The sequence below is a fragment of the Desulfobaculum sp. genome (assembly GCF_054921475.1).
In genome coordinates this window covers 1-4,121 of record NZ_JBUDSW010000292.1, presented here as the reverse complement: position 1 = coordinate 4,121, position 4,121 = coordinate 1, and the positions used below count along the sequence as shown (strand labels likewise).

Annotated in this window: 2 protein-coding genes; one reads left to right on the top strand and one right to left on the bottom strand. The window is 64.0% G+C overall.

What is annotated here, in order from left to right:
- Positions 1-88: 88 nt before the first annotated feature.
- Entirely contained in the window at positions 89-2,860 is a 2,772-nt protein-coding gene (locus ACY69P_RS14790; protein WP_462328027.1) for a bifunctional acetate--CoA ligase family protein/GNAT family N-acetyltransferase, read from the bottom strand.
- A 245-nt stretch (positions 2,861-3,105) separates the two neighbouring features.
- Between ACY69P_RS14790 and ACY69P_RS14785 the strand changes: the two genes are divergently transcribed.
- On the top strand, positions 3,106-4,121 hold a 1,016-nt coding region (locus ACY69P_RS14785), incomplete at its 3' end, for an AMP-binding protein (protein ID WP_462328026.1).

The following is a 4,121-nucleotide window of genomic DNA, read 5'->3' as shown; positions in this document are numbered from 1 at the left end:
CGCCTTTGGCTCAGGGGGCAATATACATGCGACCCCGCCGCGACATGACGGACCTCATGTGGCCCCGCAGTCGAGGGTGTGGATGCCCCTAGTCGCCCTGCTCCGGGGTTTTCTCCTCGTCGCCGGGTTCGTGTTCGCCGTCATCGTCTTCCAGCCGCACAAGAGGCATATTGAAGGAAAAAACGTCGTCCTGATAGTTTTTGGTCACCTCAAAGCCGAGGGCGGCGGCAAGGCCCGCCATGCCTTTGTTCTCCAGCAGGGCTTCGCCGATGATGGCCTTGGTCCCGCGCGAGGTGGCGTAGCGCACCAGCTTGTCCAGCAGAATGCGCCCCAGCCCCTGCCGCTTGATGTCCGAGCGGATGATAATGGCAAACTCCATGGCGGAGTTGTCCGGTTTGGTCATGCCGCGCACCACGCCAAGGGTCTCCGGCGCGTCGCCGTCGGACTCGCGCGAGGCAATGAAGGCCATTTCGCGGTCGTAGTCGATTTGCGTCAGGCGGATCATTTCGGAGCGCGGCAGTTCGCGGATATGGCCGAAGAAGCGGTAGCGGATGTCCTCGATGGAGAGCTTGGACAGGAAGTCCCAGTGCGCGGGCTCATCCTCCGGGCGGATGGGGCGCAGGGTGATGCGCATGCCGTTTTTGAGGGTGATGCATTCCTCCAGCTCGCGCGGGTAAGGGCGGATGGCAAGGCGCGCGGTGCCGGTTTCCTCTTCGTCCTCGTGCACCACCACGTCGGCATCAAGGGCCAGCACGCCCTGCTCGTCGGCAAACAGGGGATTGATTTCCATGGAGGTGATTTCCGGCAGGTCGATGAGCAGCTGCGAGACCTTGTTCAGCGTCAGGCACAGGGCGTCGATGTCCGCCGCTGGCCGGTCCGCGTGCCCCTGCAGGAGCTTCCAGATAAAGGTGCGCGAGATGAGTTCCTTGGCGAGGGTCATGTTCAGCGGCGGCAGCGCCACGGCGGAGTCCGCAAGTATTTCGGATTCCGCCCCGCCCTGCCCGAAGCTGATATACGGGCCAAAGACCGGGTCCGTGCCCACATGGATATACAGCTCGTGCGCGCGGGGTCTGCGGCCCATGCGCTGGACAATAAAGCCCGAGATGCAGCACTCCGGCTGCGCCGAGCACACGCGGTGAGCCACGGCGCGCGCGGCGTCCATCACGGCCTGCGGGGTGTCGAGGTCGAGGGCCACGCCGCCCGCCTTGGACTTGCACACCAGGTCCGGGGAGAGAATCTTCAGCGCAACGGGGAAGCCAATGGCCTCCGCCGCTTCTGCGGCCTCCTCCGCCGTGGCGGCAAGGCGTGTTTCCGGGACGGGAATTTGGTACGCGGCAAGGATGTCCATGGCCTCGGGCACGGTGAGCCTGTCGCGCCCGGAGTCCAGCGCGGCCTGCATAACGCGGCGGGCGGTGCTCGTCTCCGGCTGGTAGGACGTCGGCAGTGAGGCTGGGGTTTCCACCAGCATGTCTTGGTTGCGGCGGTAGTGGACAAGGTTCAAGTACGCGCGGACGGCCTTGTCCGGCGTGGAGTAGACGGGGATGCCCGCTTCGTTGAAGACTTCGCGCGCGTCTTCGGTGTTTGCGCCGCCCACCCAGCTGGTGAGCACAAGGCGCTTGGCGCGTTTGGCGGCCTTGGCCACGGCCTGCGCCGCTTCCTTGCCGTCCACAAGGGCCGAAGGGAAATGCAGCAGCAGCACGGCGTCAACGCCGGGCGCCTTGAGGAGGATGCGCAGCGCATCGGCGTAGCGCTCGGGCGGCGCGTTGGCGGCGATGTTGACGGGGTTGCCCACGCACCCTTCCGCGCGGCATCCGGGCATGGGCTCGTCAACGAGCAGTTCGGCCAGCTTGTTCCGCGTTTCAGGCGCGATTTCCGCCAGCTCTCCCCCGCCCTCCACAAAGCGGTCCAGCGTGATGAGGCCCGGGCTTAGGCCGTTGACCACAATGGCCAGCCGCTCGCCCTTGAAGGGCTTGGAGCGGGCAATGGTCTCCACACTGTCAAACAGCGCTTCGGTATCCGAAACTCGCAGCATGCCCGCGCGGCGGAAGGCGGCGTCGTACACCGCGTCCGCGCCAAGGGCGCGGGTGGTAAAGCGCGCCATTTCGCGCGCGGCCTGCGGCGTGCGCCCTGCCTTAATGACCACCACGGGCTTGTTGCGCGATGTGGCCCGCGCGGCGGACATAAAGTGCCGCGCGTTTTCAATGTCCTCCACGTACAGGAGCACCGCGCGGGTGTGCGGGTCCGCGTTGAGGAAGTCCAGCACCGTGCCGAAGCCGAAGTCCAGCCGTGTGCCAAGGGAAATGCACTGTGAAAAGCCAATGTTGCGCACGTGCGCCCAGTCCAGAACCGTGGTGAACAGCGAGTCGGACTGGGTGACAAAGGCAATGCGCCCGGGCTGGGCGTCGCAGTGGGCAAGGCTGGCGTTGATGCCGATGATGGGGTTCAGGAAGCCCATGCTCCCCACGCCCAAGAGGCGCAGGTCCGTGCGCCGGGCGGCGCTGAGAATGGCGCCTTCCAGCATTTGGTGGGCGTCCGGCGGCAGGTCCGCAAAGCCGGTGCCGAGGATGATGGCCCCGGCCACACCGCGGTGCCCCAGCTGGAGCACATAGTCCGGCACCGTTTCCGGCGCGGAGCAGATGATGGCGACGTCTGGCGTCAGGGGGAGCGTGTCGATGGAGCGGAAGGCAGGCAGTCCGGCTATTTCCGAGAGGGATTCGTGCACCGGCATAATGGGACCGATGAACTTGCCGTCCTTGAGGTTGCGCAGGATGACCGCGCCGGGCGTACCGGGCGTATCCGTCGCGCCAATAACGGCGACGGAGTTGGGCCGGAACATGGTGTGCAGATTGGTCAGGTTCATCGTGGCTACGCTCTTTTCCGTTCACCTGTCGTGTTTGACCGCCGACCGCCGGGCGGTGGCCGATAGAAGCCTCTAAGTTCCGCTCATACCATTCTTTTCTGCCGTTTACCAAAAAAACATGTCCACTGAAATTCTCAAGGCCTATAAAAGCGTGTATTCAATAAACGATGGAGTCCGAACTGCTGCAACGGTCTCCACACATGCCGCGGACTGTCTTTTTTCAAGGCCAGAGCAAGGGAGTGCATATGACTGATCAGGAAAAGATTGAAAGCATGATGCAGGAAAACAGGCTCTTTGAACCCTTCACGCGCGGGGACGGCACGCCGTGGGTCGCGTCCATGAAGGACTATGAAGAGCTGTACGCCGCATCCATGGACGACCCCGAGGGCTTTTGGATGAAGCGGACGCAGGAACTCATTTCGTGGTTCACGCCGCCGCAGAAGGGGTTGGAGTATGACTTCCACACCCCGGACATCAAGTGGTTCCAAGGCGGCACCCTGAATGTCGCCTACAACTGCCTGGACAGGCACATCAAAAATGGCCGCCGCAACAAGGCCGCCATCATTTGGCAGGGTGAGCCGGACGAGGACGTGCGCGTGTTCACCTACCAGATGCTGCATACCGAGGTGAACAAGTTCGCCAACGTGCTGCGCAAGATGGGCGTTGGCAAGGGCGACCGCGTGGCGCTGTATCTGCCCATGGTGCCGGAGCTGGCTATTGCCATGCTGGCCTGCGCGCGCATCGGGGCCATGCACTCCATTGTTTTTGCCGGCTTCTCCGCCATCAGCCTGCAAAACCGCGTCAACGACTGCGAGGCCAAAGTGCTCGTCACTGCCGACGCTGTGCTGCGCGCAGGGCGCACCATTCCCCTCAAGCCCAACGCCGACGAAGCCCTTGCCGGATGCCCCACCGTCAAGAAGTGCGTTGTGGTGCAGCGCGCGGGCAACGACATTTCCATGACCGACGGCCGCGACTCGTGGTGGCACGAGGAAGTGGCCGCCGAGGACGTGCAGGGCTTTTGTGAGCCGGAGCACATGGAGGCCGAGGATACCCTGTTCATCCTCTACACCTCCGGGTCCACCGGCAAGCCCAAGGGCGTTGTGCACACCACGGGCGGCTACCTGACCTACACCGCCAGCACCATGCAGCACGTCTTCGACCTGACCGACGACGATGTCTACTGGTGCACCGCCGACCTTGGGTGGATTACCGGGCACAGCTACAGCGTGTCTGGCCCGCTGTGCCTTGGCGGCCCGTCGCG

What these genes read in the sequence shown, in the direction of transcription:
- ACY69P_RS14790 (WP_462328027.1), bottom strand. Translation starts at nt 2,860, where the DNA reads ATGAACCTGACCAATCTGCACACCATGTTCCGGCCCAACTCCGTCGCC.